This window comes from Microbacterium binotii (assembly GCF_021398715.1).
In the GTDB taxonomy this organism is placed as follows: Bacteria; Actinomycetota; Actinomycetes; order Actinomycetales; family Microbacteriaceae; genus Microbacterium; species Microbacterium binotii_A.
In genome coordinates, this window is the sequence record NZ_CP090347.1 from 3,273,563 (window position 1) to 3,290,652 (window position 17,090).

The window sequence follows — 17,090 nt, forward strand, 5'->3', positions numbered from 1 at the left end:
TGCTTTGCAGAGGAGAGAGGAGCGCGGATGGATACCACGCAGCTGTTGAAGGGGGTGCTGGACGCCGCCGTGCTCGCGGTCGTGCAGCACGAGGACGCCTACGGGTACGACATCGTGCGTCGGCTGCGCGAGGCCGGCCTCGGAGAGGTGGGCGACGCATCCGTCTACGGAACGCTTCGCCGGCTCTACAGCGCCGGGTCGCTCTCGAGCTACGTGGTGCCTTCGGACGGCGGTCCGCACCGCAAGTACTACGCCATCAACCCGCAGGGGCGTGCGGCGCTCGACGCGCAGCGCGAGGACTGGGCCTCGTTCTCGCTCGCGCTGAGCACACTGCTCGACGCCTCTCGCAAACCCGCCGCGCTGCGCACGATCGGAGAAGGACGATGAACGCCACGACTCAGCCTCGAACCGATATCTCGGCCTTCGCCGCCGCCGTCCGCGCGGAACTGAACGATCTGCCCGCCGATGAGGTCGACGACCTGCTCGACGGGCTCGAAGCCGACCTGTCCGAACAGGCCGAAGACAGCGGCGAGGCCTTCTCCCTCCCGGATGCGGCGACCTACGCCGCGGAACTCCGTGCCGCCGCGGGTCTCCCCGAGCGCAACGGGCGTGCTGCGAAGGTGCCGGTACGCGAGCAGCTGGAGCGCGCCCGCCGGGCGGCGGCCACCCGCATCCGCTCATCCCGGTTCGGATCCGCGACGCTGGACCTGCTCGTGTCGCTGCGCCCGGTCTGGTGGATCGCGCGCGGGGTGGCGTTCTTCCTCATCCTGATGTTCCTCACCGTGCCGCTCACCGGCCGCGTCGACTACGCGCCCACGAACGTCGTGGCGTGGGCGATCCTCGCGACGCTGGTGCTCCTCAGCATCCAGTGGGGGCGCGGGAAGTGGCTGCCTCATCGTTGGATGCGGGGGCTCCGCACCGCGCTCAACGCCGTGGCGAGCATCGTCGCGGCGATCGCTCTCATCGCGGCGCCGACCGTGCTGCCGCAGTACTTCGCGGCACAGGCGGCGTACGCCTACACGTACCCGACCGATACGACCCAGCCGGGTCTCGTGCTGGACGGCGAGCGCGTTCGCAACGTGTTCGCCTATGACGCCGAGGGCAACCCGCTCGAGAACGTGCAGCTGTACACCGAACAGGGAACCCCGCTGACGACCGTCGGCGCCGAGGGTCGCACGAACGGATGGTGGTGGGACGAGTACTTCCTGGGCGGTGGAGGCCCGGTCACCACGGCCTACGAGGGCACGGGGCGCTCCCCGCTGTGGAACGTGTTCCCGCTGCGCGAGGCGACGGACGTGAGCACCTGGGATGTGGACACCGCCGTTCCGACCCTCCCGCAGCCGCCGTTCGCGCAGGTGCCCGCCGTCCCGTCACAGTCGGAGGCGGGTGTGGAGCCGACACCGAGTCCGACGCCCGGGGCCAGCACCAGGACGGACACGGCGCCTCTGCCTGAGCCCGCCCCCGAGACGGAGGTGACGCCGTGAGCATGATCGGTCAGGGTCGTCCGGATGCGTCCGCCAACGGCGACGCGCCCGCCGCTCCGCCGCCCGCATCCGCCGGGCCCACGCGGATCGTGAGCATCGACATCAGCCACCTGGTGCGCGAGGCGCTCGAGTCCGACCCTCTCGACTGAGGGGCTGCCCTCCCGAGACCCTGAGGCCCTTCCTCGCCCCCCCTGTTCCCCTGTCACAGATCGACGTTCGGACGTCGATCTGTGACAGGGGAACGTTGGTCTGTGCGGGGTCACGGGCGGAGGCCGGGCGGGCGGGGCAGGGCCGGAACCGGCGGGCGGCGGCCGGGCCGCGGGAATCAGCGGGTGGCGGAGAGGTTGCCGTCTGCCCAGGCACCCAGCTGGGTGAGGATCGGCATGAGGCGGGCGCCCGCATCCGTCAGTGTGTAGGACACCGCGACCGGGGGGCCCGCATCCACCTCGCGCACGACCAGGCCGGCGTCGGCGAGCTCGACGAGGCGATCCGAGAGCACGGCGTCGCTGATGCCGGTGACGGCCCGGCGGAGCCCGACGAACGACAGAGCCCCCTCACCGAGCACGTCGAGGATCATGCCGTTCCAGCGCTTGCCCAGAACGGAGAAGGCGCGCGACACGGCGGCGTCGCACTGACGCTCGTCGTGCTGCTCTGCGGCCATACCTCCGAGTCTAGCCGTGCTAGCGTTCACGTAGCCACTCTCTTTTTCATAGCCGCTAGGTCGATTGGAGCACCATGTCCCTCTTCCGTCTGGATGCGAGCATCCTTCCCCCCACCTCCGCCAGCCGCGCCCTCGGCGACATCGTCGAAACCGAGTGGCTCGCCACCCACGCCGACCAGACCGTCGTCCGCCGCGACCTCGCCGCCGAGCCGGTCCCCGCCACCGCGTGGGCGGCCGCCGTCACCGGGAGGAACCTGCCCGACGCCGACCGCACCGCCGAGCAGCGCGAGGCGCTCGCCCTGGCGACACGTCTCGCCGACGAGCTCATCGACGCCGACGCCCTCCTGCTCACGATCCCCCTCTACAACTACGGCGTCTCGCAGCACGCGAAGACGTGGTTCGACCTGGCATACACCGACCCGCGCATCGACCCGCAGGGCACGGCACTGCGCGGCAAGCCCGCCGTGCTGGTCACGGTGCTCGGCGGCAACTACGACGCCGGAACGCCCAAGGAGGGCTGGGACCACTCGACCGCCTGGCTGCGCCGCGTGCTCGAGGATGTGTGGGGCCTCGACCTGCGCGTCGTGCAGCGCTCGTTCACGCTCGTGGGAGTGAACCCCGCGCTGGATCAGTTCTCCGAGATCGCCGCCGACATCAGATCCGCCGCCGAGGTCGCCGCGCGCGAGGGCGGTCGCTCCATCGCCGAAGCCGCGTCCGCCAAGGTCTGAGCCGGCACCGCATCCCTCCCGCAGGAGATATCCGCCCATCAGGACGATTCACGTCAGATCGTCCTGATGGGCGGATCTTTCCTGTTGAGCGGATGCGGCCACGCACCGGATGCGGCCACGTACCGGCCGGCGGGGATCAGCCCCGCGCCGCCCACCACTCGCGCAGGCGGCGCTCGCTCTCCTCGGGCCCCAGCACGCCCTCATCCAGACGCAGATCGAGGAGGAACCGGTACGCCTCGCCCACCTCTCGGCCGGGCGGGATGCCGAGGATCTGCTGGATCTCGTTGCCGTTCAGCTCAGGACGGATGGCGTCCAGCTCCTCCTGCGCGCGCAGCTCGTCGATGCGCCGCTCGATGTCGTCGTACGCCAGACGCAGTCGCGTCGCCTTGCGCTTGTTGCGCGTGGTCACGTCGGCGCGGGTCAGGATGTGCAGGCGCTCCAGCTCGTCCCCGGCATCGCGCACGTAGCGGCGCACGGCCGCATCCGTCCACGCGCCCTCGGCGTAGCCGAAGAAGCGCAGATGCAGCTCGATCAGCAGCGCGACGGACTCGATCGTCGCCGAGTCGAACCGCAACTCGCGCAGGCGCTTGCGCGCCATCCGCGATCCCTTCACGTCGTGGTGGTGGAAGGTGACCGCGCCGCCCGGCTCGAGCCGGCGCGTGGCAGGCTTTCCGATGTCGTGGAGGAGCGCCGCGAGACGCAGCGGCACGTCGGGTGCGGCATCCGGGTGGCGGCTGCCCTCGAGCTCGATCGCCTGCCGCAGCACGGTGAGTGAGTGCTCGTAGACGTCCTTGTGGTGGTGGTGCTCGTCGACCTCGAGGCGCAGCGCCGGCACCTCGGGAAGGAACTGATCGATCAGCCCCGTCTCCACCAGCAGCCGCAGGCCGCGCACGGGATCGTCGGTCTGCAGCAGACGCACGAGCTCGCCCTGGATGCGCTCCGGGCTCACGATCCCGAGCGTCTCGCGCAGCTCGGTGATCGCCGCGACCGCATCGGCGTCGACCGTGAAGCCCAGCTGGGACGAGAAGCGCGCCGCGCGGAGCATCCGCAGCGGGTCGTCGCCGAAGCTGATGCGCGCATCGGTGGGGGTGCGCAGTACGCCCGCGACGAGATCCTCGATGCCGCCGTGCGGATCGACGAGCTGCGGACCGGGCACACGGAGCGCCATCGCGTTGACGGTGAAGTCGCGGCGCACGAGGTCGGACTCGAGCGAATCGCCGAACGCGACGACGGGCTTGCGGGTCTCGCCGTCGTAGGCGTCCGCGCGGTACGTGGTGATCTCGACCTGCTCGCCGCGGATGCGGGCGCCGATCGTGCCGAACGCCCGCCCGATGTCCCACTGCGCGGTCGAGATCGGCGTGACGATGCGCAGGATCTCGTCGGGATCCGCATCCGTCGTGAAGTCCAGATCGTGCGTGGTCCGCCCCAGCAGCGCATCGCGCACCGGACCTCCGACGACCGCCAGTTCGTGTCCCGCGGCCGCGAAGGCGTCCGCGAGAACGACGACGACGGGCGAGGAGGCGAGGGTGCCCAGGCGCGCGAGACCGTCGGCCATGTTGAGCATGCAACGAGCCTAATCGGCCGCGCCGTGCGGCACCTCCAGCATCCCGGTCAGCACCAGCTCCCTGACCCTCGGGAACAGGTCGGATCGGAGAGATGCGGCATCGACCTCGAGCAGATCGGCGATGGCGTCGATGAGCACGCCCACGGGCAGCTCTCCGTCGCTCGCGCCGACGAGTGCGGCCAGCGCCGGGTCCGCGGACACCGTGCGGGCGAGCCCGCCTCCCTGTCGCAGCTCGATCACGCTGGGCGCTTCCGCACCGGGAAGGTGATGCCGCGCCTCGGTGACGTCGGCGGCGACGCGCAGCACGGATGCGGCGAGCACCATGTCGTCGGTTCGATCCAGCCATGCCGCGGCCCGCCACACAGCGGCGGTGTGCGCGGCGAGCACGGCGGTGTCGACCGCCTGCGCCACCCGTTCGAAGCGGCGCAGTCCCGAGCCGCGCATGAGCTGCACCCAGCCGAGACCCACGCCCGTGACGCCGCGGGTCTCGAAATCGTCGAGCCAGGCGCCGATCAGCGCCTCATGCTCGTCACTTCCCGGCCTCGTGCCGCCGTCGCGCACCCACAGCTCCGCGTAGCGGGCCGGATCGAGCTGCTCGCGCTCGATGACCCAGGCGCCGATGCCCTCCGTCCACGCGCGCACCCGCTCCAGCCCCGCCAGATCCTCGCGGTCCTCCCAGTTGCCGAGCATGATCGCTCGTCCACCCTCGTCGAGATGGGGTCCGACACCGGCGACGACCTCGCGCATGAGCTCGTCCCCCGCCCGCCCGCCGTCGCGGTACTCGTAGGCGGGCACGCCGGCCACCCGCGGCGTGATGACGAACGGCGGGTTCGAGGCGATCAGCTCGAAACGCTCGTCGCCGACGGGCTCGTACAGACTGCCCTCGCGGACGTCGATGCCCTCCAGATTGTTGAGCGCCGCGCCCAGCCGTGTGAACCACAGTGCGCGCGGCGAGATGTCGGTCGCGACGACCTCGAATCCCCTCCGGTGCAACTCGAACGCCACCAGACCGCATCCGCATCCGAGGTCGAGGCCACGGCCGTTCCCGGATGCGGGAAGCAGAGAGACCAGCGTCCTACCGGCGCCGCCGACACCGAGCACGTGGTCCGGACGCAACGGGAAGACGCCGGCCAGCTCGTCCAGATCGCTCGCGATCCATCCCTCGCCACCGTCGGCGAAGACGTGCGGGCGCACAGCCACCGCGGGCGCCACGCTGTCGCCGCGGCGTTCGATCACGCCGAGTCGCTCGGCATCCGCGAGTCCGGTGGCGGGCAGTGCCGCGGCTACGGATGAGGCATCGACGACGTCCCCCAGCACGAACAGGCGGGCGAGCACGGCGACGACGTTCTGCGGATGCCGAGCGAGGGCCCGTCGGGCCGGAACCGCGACAGCCCGCGCGAGCGCCGCCTCCGCGGCGTCGCCGATGAGCGGGTGAAGAGCCGCAGTCGTGAAGCCCGCGGCGCGCAGATCATCGGCGAAGCGGTGGGCGATGGCGGTGTGCATGAGTCCATTCAACCCGGGCGCGCGCTCGGTGAATCCCAGGCACGGGCCCGTAGACTCGCTCCCGACCCTGCGGATTCTCCGCACAGGAGCCTGCTCAGCTACGAATGATTCCGACTTCGGCCCGCACGGGCACCCCCGCATTCCGGCGGCGACGACTTCTGCTCGCGCCGCTCATCACCGTCGCGATCGTGCTGGGGATCGTCGCCCCCGCAGCCGCCGCCACGCCGACGCCCTCGCCGTCCGCGACGGGAACGATCGACGTCTCGGTGGCACCCTTGTCCGGCGGAGTGCTGGCCGCAGGCGAGGCGCTCACAGCGCTCGTCTCCCTCGAGAACGGCACGAGCTCGCGAGCCGCCGGCTCGACGGCCGAACTGCTGCTCGCAGATGCACCGCTGGACGGCTCCGCCGCTCTCGACGCGTGGCTGTCCGGATCGGCCGATGCCCCGGCCGGGCGCGTCATCGGATCCAGCGCGGTCGAAGAGACCGCACCCGGGCAGTCGAGCTCGGCGAGCGTGATCGTCGCGGCCGACGACCCCGCCCTCGCGGGCCGCGGCGCGGGCGTCTACCCACTGTGGGTCACCCTCGCCGGCGAGACGGCGCGCTCCGTGGTGACGATCGGCACCGGCCCCACGGGCACCGTCGCCGTCATCGTCCCCATCACCGCGCCGGCGCTGACGGCGGGGATGTTGTCGACCGACCAGCTGGCCACCCTCACCGCCTCCGACGGCGCGCTGACCGCCGCGCTCGACGCCGTCACGGGAACCTCCGCGATCCTCGCCGTGGATCCGGCGATCGTGGCCTCCATCCGGGCGCGTGGAACCGCTGCGCCGGAGTCCGCTCAGGCGTGGCTGCAGCGGCTCATGGACCTGCCCAACCCGCGGTTCGCGCTGCAGTACGGCGACGCCGACGTGAGCACGCAGTTCGCGGCGGGGATCGACGCACCGCTCACGCCGACATCGTTGAACGCGTACGTGGATGTGAAGGCGCAGCCGGCCGCGCCCACGCCCGCTCCGACGGACACGCAGCAGTCCGACCCCGCACCGCCGACCCTCGACGCGCTCCTCGACGTGCGCGCCGCCGGAGAGCCGACGATCTACTGGCCGCCGTCGGGCACCGCTTCCCCGGAGCTCATCGGGTGGCTCACCGCGGCGACACCGGGCGCGATCACGATCGTCGACAGCACGCAGGTGTCCGCCGCATCCGCCGCGCACGCGCGGACCGGCGGCGGTGAGCTGCTCGTCGCGTCGGCGGGCGCATCCGCTGCGCTTCAGGCCGCATCCACCGCGACACAGCCCACCTCCCGCGCGGCGGATGCGGCGGCCGCGGCCGCGCATCTGACCTTCGCGTCCTCGTCGGCACAGGGGTCCCCGATTCTCGTCACCCTGGGCAGGTCGTCCGTCCGCGACCCGCAGGGCCTGCGCGGGGCGATCTCCGCGGCGACGACGGGCATGACCGCCGTGGGACTGTCGAGCATGCTCGGCACCTCCCCGACAGAGGTCCAGGTCTCGGCGGGCACGGTCGACCCCTCGCGTCCGGCGGCGCTGACGAGCATGCTGGCCGGAGCCGCACAGATCGACAGCTTCGCCACGATCCTCGACGACCCATCGCTGCTCACCGGACGCGAGCGCGCCGCCATCCTCCAGGTTCTGGGCGGCGGGTGGATCGGCGATCCGTCGGGCTGGCAGAGCGCCGTCGCGGCACACGCGGAAGCCACCACGACGACGCTCGACTCGGTGTCGATCGTTCCCTCGACAGCGCTGAACCTGCTGACCGCGGGCACCAATCTGCGCTTCTGGGTGCGCAACGACCTCCCCTACCCCGTGAACGTCGTGCTCGTGGCCTCGCCGGATGATCTGCGCGTGGACGTCGAGCGTGAGAACGCCGTGGTCGCCGCCGCATCCGCCAACACGCTCGTCGAGGTCCCCGTGAACGCGCGGATCGGAAACGGCGACGTCAAGATCGATCTCAGCCTGCGCAGCCCCGCATACGTGCCCATCGGCCAGACGCAGACGGTGGATGTCAACGTGCGAGCCGACTGGGAGGGAATCGGCCTTGCCGCGCTCGTCGTGCTCGCGGCCGCGTTCCTCACGATCGGCGCCGTCCGCACCGTCCGACGCCGTAGGCGCGACAAGGCGGATGCGGTCCGCACCGATGATGAGGAGAACGCGTGAGCGGATTGGGCCGGGCAAGCGTGCTGCTGGGAGCGGGAACGCTCGTCTCCCGCGTCACGGGCCTCATCCGCACCATCGTGCTGGTGGCGGTTCTCGGCACCATGTCCTCGCGAGCGGGCGATGCCTTCGCGCAGGCCAACCAGCTGCCGAACAACGTCTATGCGATCATCTCGGCGGGCGTGCTCACCGCGGTGATCGTGCCGCAGATCGTGCGCGCGAGCGCGAGGGAGGACAGGGGCCAGCGTTTCATCTCCGCCCTGTTCACCGCGGGGATCGTCGTGCTGCTCGCCGTCACAGCCGTGGCGATGCTGCTCGCGCCCGTGCTCATCACGCTCTACGCGCCCGCCTACAGCCCCGAGCAGCACGCCCTGGCGACCGCGTTCGCCTACTGGTGCCTGCCGCAGATCTTCTTCTACGGCCTGTACTCGCTCCTGGGAGAGACGCTCAACGCGCGCCGCATCTTCGGACCGTTCACCTGGGCCCCGGTGCTCAACAACGTCATCTCCATCGCCGGATTCCTGCTGCTGATGCTCGTCATCGGAGGAGATCGTTCGGCGGTGTCGGACTGGAGCGCCGCATCCATCGCCGCCCTGGGCGGCACGGCGACCTTCGGCATCGCGGTGCAGGCACTCATCCTGCTCGTGTCCTGGCGGCGCACGGGGCTCCGGTTGCGCCCCGACTTCCACTGGCGCGGACTGGGCTTTCGCAACATGGGGCGCCTGGCCGGCTGGACCGCGGCCATGGTCGTCGTCGGACAGATCGCGGGCCTCATCCAGAGCCGGGTCATCTCCGAGGCGACCGGCGACGGCGCCTCGACGCTCGCGACGCAGACCGCGTGGCTCATCTTCATGCTCCCGTACTCGGTCATCGTGCTCTCGATCGGGACTCCGTACTTCACGCAGATCAGCGAGCACGCCTCGGCGGGACGGGACGATGAGGTGCGCGGCGACGTATCGCGCAGCATCCGCATCATCAGCCTGTTGATCGTCGTCGCGACGGCCGCTCTCGTGGTCGCGTCGGTCCCGGCGTCGCGCATCATCGTGAACAACGCGACGGATGCGGCCGAGCTCGCTCCGGTGCTCATCGCCTACCTCGTGAGCCTGCTGCCGCTCTCGGTTCTCTTCGTGCTGCAGCGAACTTTCTACGCCTACGACGACACCCGGACCCCGTTCGTCTTCACGACCGTGCAGGCGGTCCTCGTGATCGTCACCGCTCTCGCCGCCGCCTGGCTCGCCCCGACGCCGTGGCTCGCGGCCGCCGTCGCCCTCGGCCAGTCGATCGCGATCACCGTGCAGGCCGTGCTCGCCGCCATCCTGCTGCGCCGGCGGATCGGCTCCCTCGGCATCCGTTCGTGGTTCGTCGCGATCGCCCGGTACACGGTCGCCGCGCTCCCGGCGGCGGCGGCCGGATGGGGGGTCTACCTGCTCCTCGGCGGTGACACCGGATGGACGACCTCCGACAAGATCTTCGGCGCGATCGGCACCGGCATCATCGGGGCGGTCACCCTGGTCGTGTACCTGGGCGTGCTCGCAGCCCTGCGCACCCCTGAACTGGCCCCGGCGCTGCGACCGCTTCGCCGCATCCTTTCCAGACGCTGACAAACGGACCGCGGGAATGTCCCGCGGATACCATATGTTGAGCACTTTGAAACCACGAGGGAGAACGCACGTGCGTCAGCTCATCATCATCGGCTCCGGCCCCGCAGGCTACACCGCCGCCATCTACGCGGCCCGGGCCAACCTCAAGCCGCTGGTCATCGCCAGCTCCGTCGAGGTCGGCGGTGAGCTCATGAACACCACCGAGGTGGAGAACTTCCCCGGCTTCCCCGAGGGCATCCAGGGTCCCGAGCTCATGACCAAGATGGAGGAGCAGGCCCGCAAGTTCGGCGCTGAGATCCTCTACCAGGACGTCACGGAGCTCGACCTCTCCGGTCCCGTGAAGCGTGTTCAGCTGGGCTCCGGGGCGGTCGAAGAGGCCGCTGCCGTGATCTTCGCGACGGGCTCCGCGTACCGCAAGATCGGCCTGCCGAAGGAGGAGCACCTCTCCGGCCGCGGTGTGTCGTGGTGTGCGACCTGTGACGGTTTCTTCTTCCGCGAGCGCACGATCGCCGTCGTCGGTGGTGGCGACTCCGCGATGGAGGAGGCGACCTTCCTCACGCGCTTCGCGACGAAGGTCTACGTCATCCACCGTCGCGACGAGCTGCGCGCCTCGAAGATCATGCAGGAGCGCGCGATCGCGAACGAGAAGATCGAGTTCGTGTGGAACAGCGAGGTCGTCGACATCCTCGGTGACGAGGCGGTGACCGGTGTCGTCCTGAAGGACACGGTCGACGGTTCGACGCGCGAGCTCGACCTGCAGGGAGTGTTCGTCGCCATCGGCAACGACCCGCGTACGAAGCTCGTCCACGGTCAGCTCGACCTGACCCCGGAGGGAACGATCTGGGTCGACGGACGGTCGTCGCGCACGTCGATGCCCGGCGTGTTCGCCGCGGGCGACGTGATCGACCCGACCTACCGTCAGGCGGTCACCGCCGCCGCATCCGGAACGATCGCGGCCCTGGACGCGGAGCACTTCCTCGCGGCGCTCGACGAAGCGGGCGCGCCGCAGCCCGACGCCGACCAGATCGAGGGTCTGCCGGTCGTCTGAGGGAACATCCGAACCCCGTCGGGTGTTCGGTACGAGTAAGGCTTACGAAGGGAAATGACAATGAGCGCGAAGGCGACCAGCTCGAGCACCTGGAACCAGGACGTCCTCGAAGCAGACGGTCCTGTCCTGGTGGACTTCTGGGCGGAGTGGTGCGGCCCGTGTCGCATGGTGGCCCCGGTTCTCGATGAGATCCAGGCGGAGAACCCCGAGAAGATCACGGTCCTCAAGCTCAACGTGGACGAGAACCCCGATCTCGCGATGAAGTACCAGATCACCTCCATCCCGGCGATGAAGGTGTTCCAGGGCGGCGAGGTCAAGACCACGATCATCGGCGCGAAGCCGAAGTTCGCGCTCGAGCAGGATCTGGCCGCGTTCATCGGCTGATCCAGTTCCCCGCTACAGAAGAAGCCCCCGGAGATTTCTCCGGGGGCTTCTTCTGTGCGCTGTTCAGGATGCTTCAGGCCGCACGGTGGCGTCCCACCGGCGAGAGGTGTTCGTGTCGCCGAGCAGGCGCCAGACGGCACGGGTCAGCGGCGGATAGTCCAGGGCGATCTGACGGAGCACACGGTAGTGGCGCGCCGGCGACGGCTTGCTGCCGCCGGCTTCGGCGATGTTCTCTGCGCGCAGGAGGAATACGACGAGTTCATCGACCGTGGGGAGCTCTTCCATGAAGTCCCACGGGTCCTCCCCCTCACGGAGTCGTTCGTGGATGAGGGCGGCCAGTTCGTCCGCGGCTTCCGCCCGCAGCAGCTCGAGACTCGCTCGACGGCGTGGGGATTCGGAGGTCATGATTCCAGCCTACGTTTCGTCTGACGCACCGAGGCCTCAGCGTCGGCCACCCTCCGTTCGTTGATCGAGTGAGGCCCGGAGACACAAGGAACCGAACCCCGATACGCGGATCTCACCGCGCCAAGCACGCGATTTCGATTCGTCAGGAGCGATTCTCCGCTCGGATCAGCGAGATGCGCCCAGCTCTTCCTCACCGAGCTCACTGAGGATGCGGTTCAAGTCCTGGATGGTGGCGAAATCGATCGCGATCTGGCCTTTTCGTGCGGAGATGGAGATCTTCACGCGCGTATTGAGTCGATCCCCCAACCGTTCCGCGATCTCATCGAGATGTGCGCGTCGCGCCCCCGCCTTCGGCGCAGGCCGCTTCACCGTGGCGGCACCCTTGGCCGCGGCTTCGGCCGCACGGACCGACAGGTCCTCGTTCACGATCTTGTCCGCGAGGCGCTGCATGCTCTCGCCGTCCTCAACGGACAGGATCGCACGGGCGTGCCCGGCCGAGAGCACGCCGGCAGCGACACGCTGCTGTACCGGAACCGGCAGACGCAGCAGGCGGATGGTGTTGGAGATCTGGGGACGCGACCTTCCGATCCGCGTGGCCAGCTGTTCCTGGGTGATTCCGAAGTCCTCGAGCAGCTGCTGATATGCCGATGCCTCCTCGAGCGGGTTCAGCTGCGACCGGTGGAGGTTCTCGAGAAGGGCGTCGCGGAGCAGATCCTCGTCGGCGGTCTCTCGCAGAATCGCGGGGATCGTCTCCAGTCCCGCCTCGCGCGCGGCTCGGGTTCGCCGCTCTCCCATGATCAGCTCGTAGGTGCCCTCGCCGGTGTCGCGCACGACCACCGGCTGCAGCACACCGAACTCGCGCACGGAATGCACCAGCTCTGCCAGATCTTCCGGGTCGAAGTTCGTCCGCGGCTGACGAGGGTTGGGAACGATCGCGTGCGGATCGACCTGGATCAGGCGTGCGCCGGGAACGGCGATCAGCTCCTCCTGCGGGGCCTCTTCCTTCGCCGCATCCGCCGTGGGTGCGGGGGCGCCGGGGAAGAACACGTCGACCGGACGCGCCTCAGAACCCTCCGATGTCGGGATGAGAGCGCCGATCCCCCGACCGAGTCCCGTTCGCTTGGCCATCAGTGGTCTCCTTCGTTCGTGGTGGACGCGGCCTCATCGGCCTCGCGAGCCAGCAGTTCGACGGCGGCTTCACGGTAGGCGACCGCGCCTGCCGACTGGCCGTCGTAGGCGATGACGGTCTGTCCGAAGCTCGGTGCTTCGGACACCCGCACCGAGCGCGGGATCACCGTGTTCAGCACTTCCTTCGGGAAGTGCGTGCGCACCTCCTCAGCGACCTGCTGCGCGAGTCGCGTGCGCCCGTCGTACATCGTCAGCAGGATGGAGGACACGTGAAGCGGCGGATTCAGGTGTTTCTGGATCATCTGCACGCTACCGAGGAGCTGGCTCAGCCCCTCGAGGGCGTAGTACTCGCACTGAATGGGAATGAGGACCTCGTCCGCGGCAGTGAACGCGTTGATGGTGAGCAATCCCAGTGAAGGCGGGCAGTCGATGAGAACGACATGCGGCGGCTCGTCGACAGCGGCGAGGTACTCCTCGAGCGCGCGGCGAAGCCGGTGTTCGCGTGCGACCTGGGAGACCAGCTCGATCTCCGCGCCGGCGAGGTGGATTGTGCTCGGCGCGCAAGTGAGCAGCGGAGACTCGGGGCTCGTCTGGACGATGTCGGCGAGCGGGAACTCATCGATCAGCACGTCGTAGACGCTCGGGATGTCCGCCGTGTGCGGCACGCCCAGGGCAGTGGATGCGTTCCCCTGCGGATCCAGGTCGATCACCAGCACGCGAGCACCCACGCTCGCGAGCGCGGCCGCGAGATTGACGGTCGTCGTCGTCTTGCCGACGCCACCCTTCTGGTTGGAGACCGTGAGGATGCGAGTCCCTGTCGGCAGGGACACGGTGGAGTCCTCGAGAGCGCGTCGCCGCGCGCGGAGGTCTGCGAGTTCGCGGGCAAGAGGGGTGTCGTCACCGAAGTCCGTCGCGGTGTCGTCGGATTGTTTCACGTGAAACACTTCGCCTTTCGCCAGCATCGAACCCTGTCCACTCTAATCGTCGCCATCGACAGCCACGCCGTGATGTTTCACGTGAAACATCCCCTCAGGAGCGCTTCACCCGTCCACGGACCACCCGGGTCGGCGTGTCCAGGAGGTTCTCCCCCACGACCTCGACGCGCAGATCCACGACGCGGTGAGCGCGGGCCTGCTTCGCGGCCTTCTCGATCTCCGCATCCGCGGCCGCGCCCTTGAGAAGAATGAGCTCGCCGCCATCGCGCACGAGAGGCGCCGTGATCGGAAGAAGTGTGCGCAGAGCGCTCACCGCGCGGGCTGTCACCGCGTCGAGGGTCGCGCCGCGGGTCCAGTCCTGCGAGCGACCGCGGAAGACCTCGACGTTGTCCAGGGCGAGCTCGTCGACCTGCTCCTGCAGCCACTGAGTGCGTCGTTCCATCGGCTCGATCAGGACCCACTCGACGTCAGGACGTGCGATGGCCCCGACGAGGCCCGGCAATCCGGCTCCGGATCCGACATCGCCGATACGACCGACCGGAACGAGCGGCGCCATCACCGCACTGTTCAGGATGTGACGGGTCCACAGCCGTGGTAGCTCCAGCGGACCGATCAGTCCACGCAGCTCGCCCTCCTTGGCGAGGTTGCGTGTGAAGGCGCGGGCGCGATCGATTCCGTCTCCGAAGATCGTCGACGCCGCATCCGGCTCCGGCTCGAGGTCGTCCATCAATGTTTCACGTGAAACACTCACGCGCGACGGAGCACAGTGTGGCGCTGCGCGCCCTCGCCGTACGACTCCGAAACGAGCCCACGCTCCGCCGCGATGTCGTGGACGACCTTGCGCTCGTAGCTCGACATCGCGGGGAGTGACGCCTGTGATGCACCGTCTTCCAGACGCGAGGCGGCACGGTCGACCAAGGCCTCGAGCTCACGGCGACGCGCGTCGCGCGACCCGCTGACGTCGAGGATGAGGCGGGAGAATCGACCGGTGCGGTTCTGCACGGCGAGACGGGTCAGGTCCTGCAGCGCGCTGACCGTATCAGGGTCCGACAGCACACGAAGTGAGTCGTCGCCATCCGACTCGATCGACACGTAGGCACGATCGTTGCGGACGTCCAGCGCGAGGTCGCCGCCGATGTCGGCGATGTCGAGGAGTCCCTCGAGGAAGTCGGCGGCGACATCGCCTTCCTGCTCGAGCTGCTCGACGGTGTCGGTCGTGGTGGGGGAGAGTTCAGAGGTCATGACGGTCTCCTCAGCTGGAGGGTTCGGAGTCGGACGCGCCGCTCTTGGCGGCGGGCGGCTGCTTGCCGGCCTGCTTCTTGGCGCGCTGCTTGCCCACGGGCTGCTGACGCTTCGGGGCCGCGGCGCGCTTGCGCTCCGCCTCCTCGAGGAGGCGCTGCTGCTCGGCCTGGTACTTCTCGATCGGAACGATCTTGCCGCTGCTGTCGATGGCCTTGCCACGGCGGGCGAGACGCTCTTCGCGGGCCTTCGCGGCCTCGGACCCCGGGGTCGGCATGTTCCGGATGACGAGGAACTGCTGCACCATCGTCCAGATGTTGCTGATGAACCAGTACACGACGACGCCGAGCGGGAAGAAGATGCCGGAGAAGACGAACGCCAGCGGCAGGATGTAGAGCATGATGCGCTGCATCTGGTAGGCCTGGCCGGTCTTGGCCTCGGGGGAGAGGTTCTTCGAGATGATCTGCAGCTGCGTGAAGAACTGCGACGCGATCATCAGGACCACCAGCACCAGCAGGATCACGACCGTCACCGTGCCGTCGGGACGCCCCCAGGCGCCGACGAGGGTGTCATGGAGCGAAGCTCCGAACAGGTTGGCGTTGTAGAACTCGGACGTCAGATTGGGGTCGAGCAGTCCGACGCCGCCGATCCCGTCCTTGGCGTGCTTCGCCACGTCGTTCAGCACGCTGTACAGCGAGAAGAAGATCGGCATCTGCACGAGGAGCGGCAGGCAGCCGGAGATCGGGGTCGTGCCGTGCTTCTTGTAGAGCGCCATGGTCTCGCGGCTCATGGCCTCGCGAGAGAGCTGGTCGCGCTTGCCCCGGTACTTCTCCTGAACCTTGCGCAGTTCCGGAGCGATCTCCATCATCTTGCGCTGACTCTTGATCTGCTTGACGAAGAGCGGGATGAGAGCCGCGCGCACGACGATCACGAGGCCGACGATCGAGAGCACCCAGGCCAGACCCGAGTCCGCCGGCAGACCGACGAACGTCCAGATCGCATGCCAGGCCACGAGCACGAGCTCGACGACCCACTTGAGCGGCCACAGGATCGTCCCGATCAGGTCGAAGCCGCCCGATGATTGCGTCGCGGTCGCAAGTACCAGATCCACGGGGATCAGTCCTTTCTCAGTGGCACGACGAATCCGTGCCGGGTCAGTGCGTGGGAGAAGTCCTTGTGGGCAGGCGGATCGTCGATCCCGCCCTCGGCCCAGGGGTGGCACCGAGCGATCCGAGCGGCGGTCAACGCCGCGCCCTTCACCGCACCGTGCTGCTGGACCGCCCCCACCGCGTAGGCGGAGCAGGACGGGTAGTACTTGCAGACATCGCCGTACGTATGCGAGATCGTCGCACGGTAACCATGGAGAAGACCGAGCATGAGGTTGCGCGGCAGCAGCGGAATCGCGCGGAACCAGCCGTGCTCCGGCATCGTCGCCTCGCCGATCGACGCCATCGGCAGCGTCGAGGTGCTCACGACGCCCTCCGGGCCAGGCATCGCTTCACCTCGGCGTCGAGCTCGGCGAAGGAAGCGTCCGCGCCGCCGGGCAGCACGCGCACGACAACGTCCGCGCCCCTGACCACAGTCGGGAGCGCGGACGCGCAGATTGCTTTGAGTCGCCGGCGGACACGATTGCGAACGACCGCCGTGCCGACCTTCTTGCTCACGATGAATCCGAACCGTGCGGCGCGATCGTCACCGGATGCCACCACGTACGTGACGGTGTGGGGACCGGAACATCGCACGCCGCGGCGGACGACAGCCTTGTACTCGGCGCCGTCGGTCAGTCGGTTCGGCCGCGAGAGCAACGGAAGGGTCAGGCCGAGAGCTCGGTGCGGCCCTTGGCGCGGCGTGCCGAAAGGATGGCGCGGCCGGCGCGGGTGCGCATGCGAGCGCGGAAGCCGTGCTTCTTGGCGCGACGGCGGTTGTTGGGCTGGAACGTACGCTTGCTCATGGGATCTCTCCGGGAAACGGTTGCCACCCGAAGGCGAAGCCTTCAGACGTGGTCGGGGACTGCCTCGAGGGCATAAGTCAACCGACTAAGACTAAGGCGCGAACCCCGAGAACTCAAACCGCGGAGGTCAACCCGCCATTATCCACAGCGCTGTCCCCGACGCGCTGAACCGACACACCCCCGGAACGACGCCGGAGTTTGCTCTCTGGAGCCTCGCTGACTAGCGTGGCTCGCGCAGTTATCCACAGGTGTCGCGCACCGGCGCGTTCTCGCCGGGCCAAGAAGGGGACC

The 17,090-nt window shown here is 69.1% G+C and carries 20 protein-coding genes; 8 read left to right on the forward strand and 12 right to left on the reverse strand.

Translation table 11 applies throughout. The annotated features are described in order from the left end of the window. The first annotated feature begins 27 nt into the window (after window positions 1–27). From LXM64_RS15925 to LXM64_RS15935, 3 genes are read left to right on the forward strand one after another with little or no spacing between them, the layout of a single operon-like run. Complete coding sequence (locus LXM64_RS15925; RefSeq protein ID WP_234074067.1) at window positions 28–387, forward strand: PadR family transcriptional regulator; 360 nt, start codon at window positions 28–30, stop codon at window positions 385–387. Beyond that, complete coding sequence (locus LXM64_RS15930; protein ID WP_234074068.1) at window positions 384–1,484, forward strand: hypothetical protein; 1,101 nt, start codon at window positions 384–386, stop codon at window positions 1,482–1,484. Before LXM64_RS15925 ends, LXM64_RS15930 begins: the two co-directional genes overlap by 4 nt. Beyond that, entirely contained in the window at window positions 1,481–1,633 is a 153-nt protein-coding gene (locus LXM64_RS15935; protein WP_234074069.1) for a hypothetical protein, read from the forward strand. Before LXM64_RS15930 ends, LXM64_RS15935 begins: the two co-directional genes overlap by 4 nt. Before the next feature lie 176 nt (window positions 1,634–1,809). Here LXM64_RS15935 and LXM64_RS15940 read toward each other — a convergent pair whose 3' ends face one another. After that, window positions 1,810–2,145, reverse strand: coding sequence for a winged helix-turn-helix transcriptional regulator (locus LXM64_RS15940; RefSeq protein WP_234074070.1), 336 nt, complete (start codon window positions 2,143–2,145; stop codon window positions 1,810–1,812). A gap of 74 nt (window positions 2,146–2,219) precedes the next feature. On the opposite strand from LXM64_RS15940, the gene LXM64_RS15945 reads away from it, so the two are divergent. After that, complete coding sequence (locus tag LXM64_RS15945; RefSeq protein WP_234074071.1) at window positions 2,220–2,873, forward strand: FMN-dependent NADH-azoreductase; 654 nt, start codon at window positions 2,220–2,222, stop codon at window positions 2,871–2,873. A 136-nt stretch (window positions 2,874–3,009) separates the two neighbouring features. On the opposite strand, the gene LXM64_RS15950 is transcribed toward LXM64_RS15945, so the two are convergent. Next, window positions 3,010–4,437: a CCA tRNA nucleotidyltransferase gene (locus tag LXM64_RS15950; RefSeq protein ID WP_234074072.1), complete on the reverse strand. Its 1,428-nt coding sequence runs from the start codon at window positions 4,435–4,437 to the stop codon at window positions 3,010–3,012. Between the two features lie 9 nt (window positions 4,438–4,446). Further along, window positions 4,447–5,940, reverse strand: a complete 1,494-nt coding sequence (locus tag LXM64_RS15955) for a DUF7059 domain-containing protein (RefSeq protein ID WP_234074073.1) — start codon at window positions 5,938–5,940, stop codon at window positions 4,447–4,449. 104 nt (window positions 5,941–6,044) lie between these two features. On the opposite strand from LXM64_RS15955, the gene LXM64_RS15960 reads away from it, so the two are divergent. The 4 genes from LXM64_RS15960 (at window position 6,045) to trxA (ending at window position 11,141) form a co-directional block, all read left to right on the forward strand. Next, complete coding sequence (locus LXM64_RS15960) at window positions 6,045–8,111, forward strand: DUF6049 family protein (RefSeq protein WP_234074074.1); 2,067 nt, start codon at window positions 6,045–6,047, stop codon at window positions 8,109–8,111. Beyond that, window positions 8,108–9,709, forward strand: coding sequence for a murein biosynthesis integral membrane protein MurJ (gene murJ, locus LXM64_RS15965; RefSeq protein WP_234074075.1), 1,602 nt, complete (start codon window positions 8,108–8,110; stop codon window positions 9,707–9,709). The genes LXM64_RS15960 and murJ overlap by 4 nt, the downstream gene beginning before the upstream one ends. Before the next feature lie 70 nt (window positions 9,710–9,779). Next, window positions 9,780–10,757, forward strand: coding sequence for a thioredoxin-disulfide reductase (gene trxB / locus LXM64_RS15970; RefSeq protein WP_234074076.1), 978 nt, complete (start codon window positions 9,780–9,782; stop codon window positions 10,755–10,757). 60 nt (window positions 10,758–10,817) lie between these two features. Further along, window positions 10,818–11,141, forward strand: coding sequence for a thioredoxin (trxA, locus tag LXM64_RS15975; protein ID WP_137418515.1), 324 nt, complete (start codon window positions 10,818–10,820; stop codon window positions 11,139–11,141). A gap of 63 nt (window positions 11,142–11,204) precedes the next feature. Here trxA and LXM64_RS15980 read toward each other — a convergent pair whose 3' ends face one another. From LXM64_RS15980 to rpmH, 9 genes are all read right to left on the reverse strand, one after another. Then, entirely contained in the window at window positions 11,205–11,546 is a 342-nt protein-coding gene (locus LXM64_RS15980) for a tryptophan synthase subunit alpha (protein WP_234074077.1), read from the reverse strand. 165 nt (window positions 11,547–11,711) lie between these two features. Further along, on the reverse strand, window positions 11,712–12,674 hold the full coding sequence (locus LXM64_RS15985) for a ParB/RepB/Spo0J family partition protein (protein ID WP_234074078.1): 963 nt from the start codon (window positions 12,672–12,674) through the stop codon (window positions 11,712–11,714). Beyond that, window positions 12,674–13,618, reverse strand: a complete 945-nt coding sequence (locus LXM64_RS15990; RefSeq protein WP_234074079.1) for a ParA family protein — start codon at window positions 13,616–13,618, stop codon at window positions 12,674–12,676. The genes LXM64_RS15985 and LXM64_RS15990 overlap by 1 nt, the downstream gene beginning before the upstream one ends. An 85-nt stretch (window positions 13,619–13,703) precedes the next feature. After that, window positions 13,704–14,336 carry a 16S rRNA (guanine(527)-N(7))-methyltransferase RsmG gene (gene rsmG, locus LXM64_RS15995; protein WP_234074080.1) on the reverse strand — a complete coding sequence of 211 codons (633 nt, stop codon included), beginning with the start codon at window positions 14,334–14,336 and terminating at the stop codon, window positions 13,704–13,706. A 20-nt stretch (window positions 14,337–14,356) separates the two neighbouring features. Next, window positions 14,357–14,851: a protein jag gene (locus tag LXM64_RS16000; protein ID WP_137418510.1), complete on the reverse strand. Its 495-nt coding sequence runs from the start codon at window positions 14,849–14,851 to the stop codon at window positions 14,357–14,359. Between the two features lie 10 nt (window positions 14,852–14,861). Next, window positions 14,862–15,959 (reverse strand): membrane protein insertase YidC, encoded by a 1,098-nt coding sequence (gene yidC, locus LXM64_RS16005; RefSeq protein WP_234074081.1) that lies wholly within the window; start codon window positions 15,957–15,959, stop codon window positions 14,862–14,864. A gap of 5 nt (window positions 15,960–15,964) precedes the next feature. After that, window positions 15,965–16,300, reverse strand: a complete 336-nt coding sequence (gene yidD, locus LXM64_RS16010; protein ID WP_234075500.1) for a membrane protein insertion efficiency factor YidD — start codon at window positions 16,298–16,300, stop codon at window positions 15,965–15,967. Between the two features lie 17 nt (window positions 16,301–16,317). Beyond that, window positions 16,318–16,590 carry a ribonuclease P protein component gene (rnpA, locus tag LXM64_RS16015; protein ID WP_234075501.1) on the reverse strand — a complete coding sequence of 91 codons (273 nt, stop codon included), beginning with the start codon at window positions 16,588–16,590 and terminating at the stop codon, window positions 16,318–16,320. A gap of 71 nt (window positions 16,591–16,661) precedes the next feature. Then, window positions 16,662–16,799, reverse strand: a complete 138-nt coding sequence (gene rpmH / locus LXM64_RS16020) for a 50S ribosomal protein L34 (RefSeq protein ID WP_022879826.1) — start codon at window positions 16,797–16,799, stop codon at window positions 16,662–16,664. Between the last annotated feature and the right edge of the window lie 291 nt (window positions 16,800–17,090).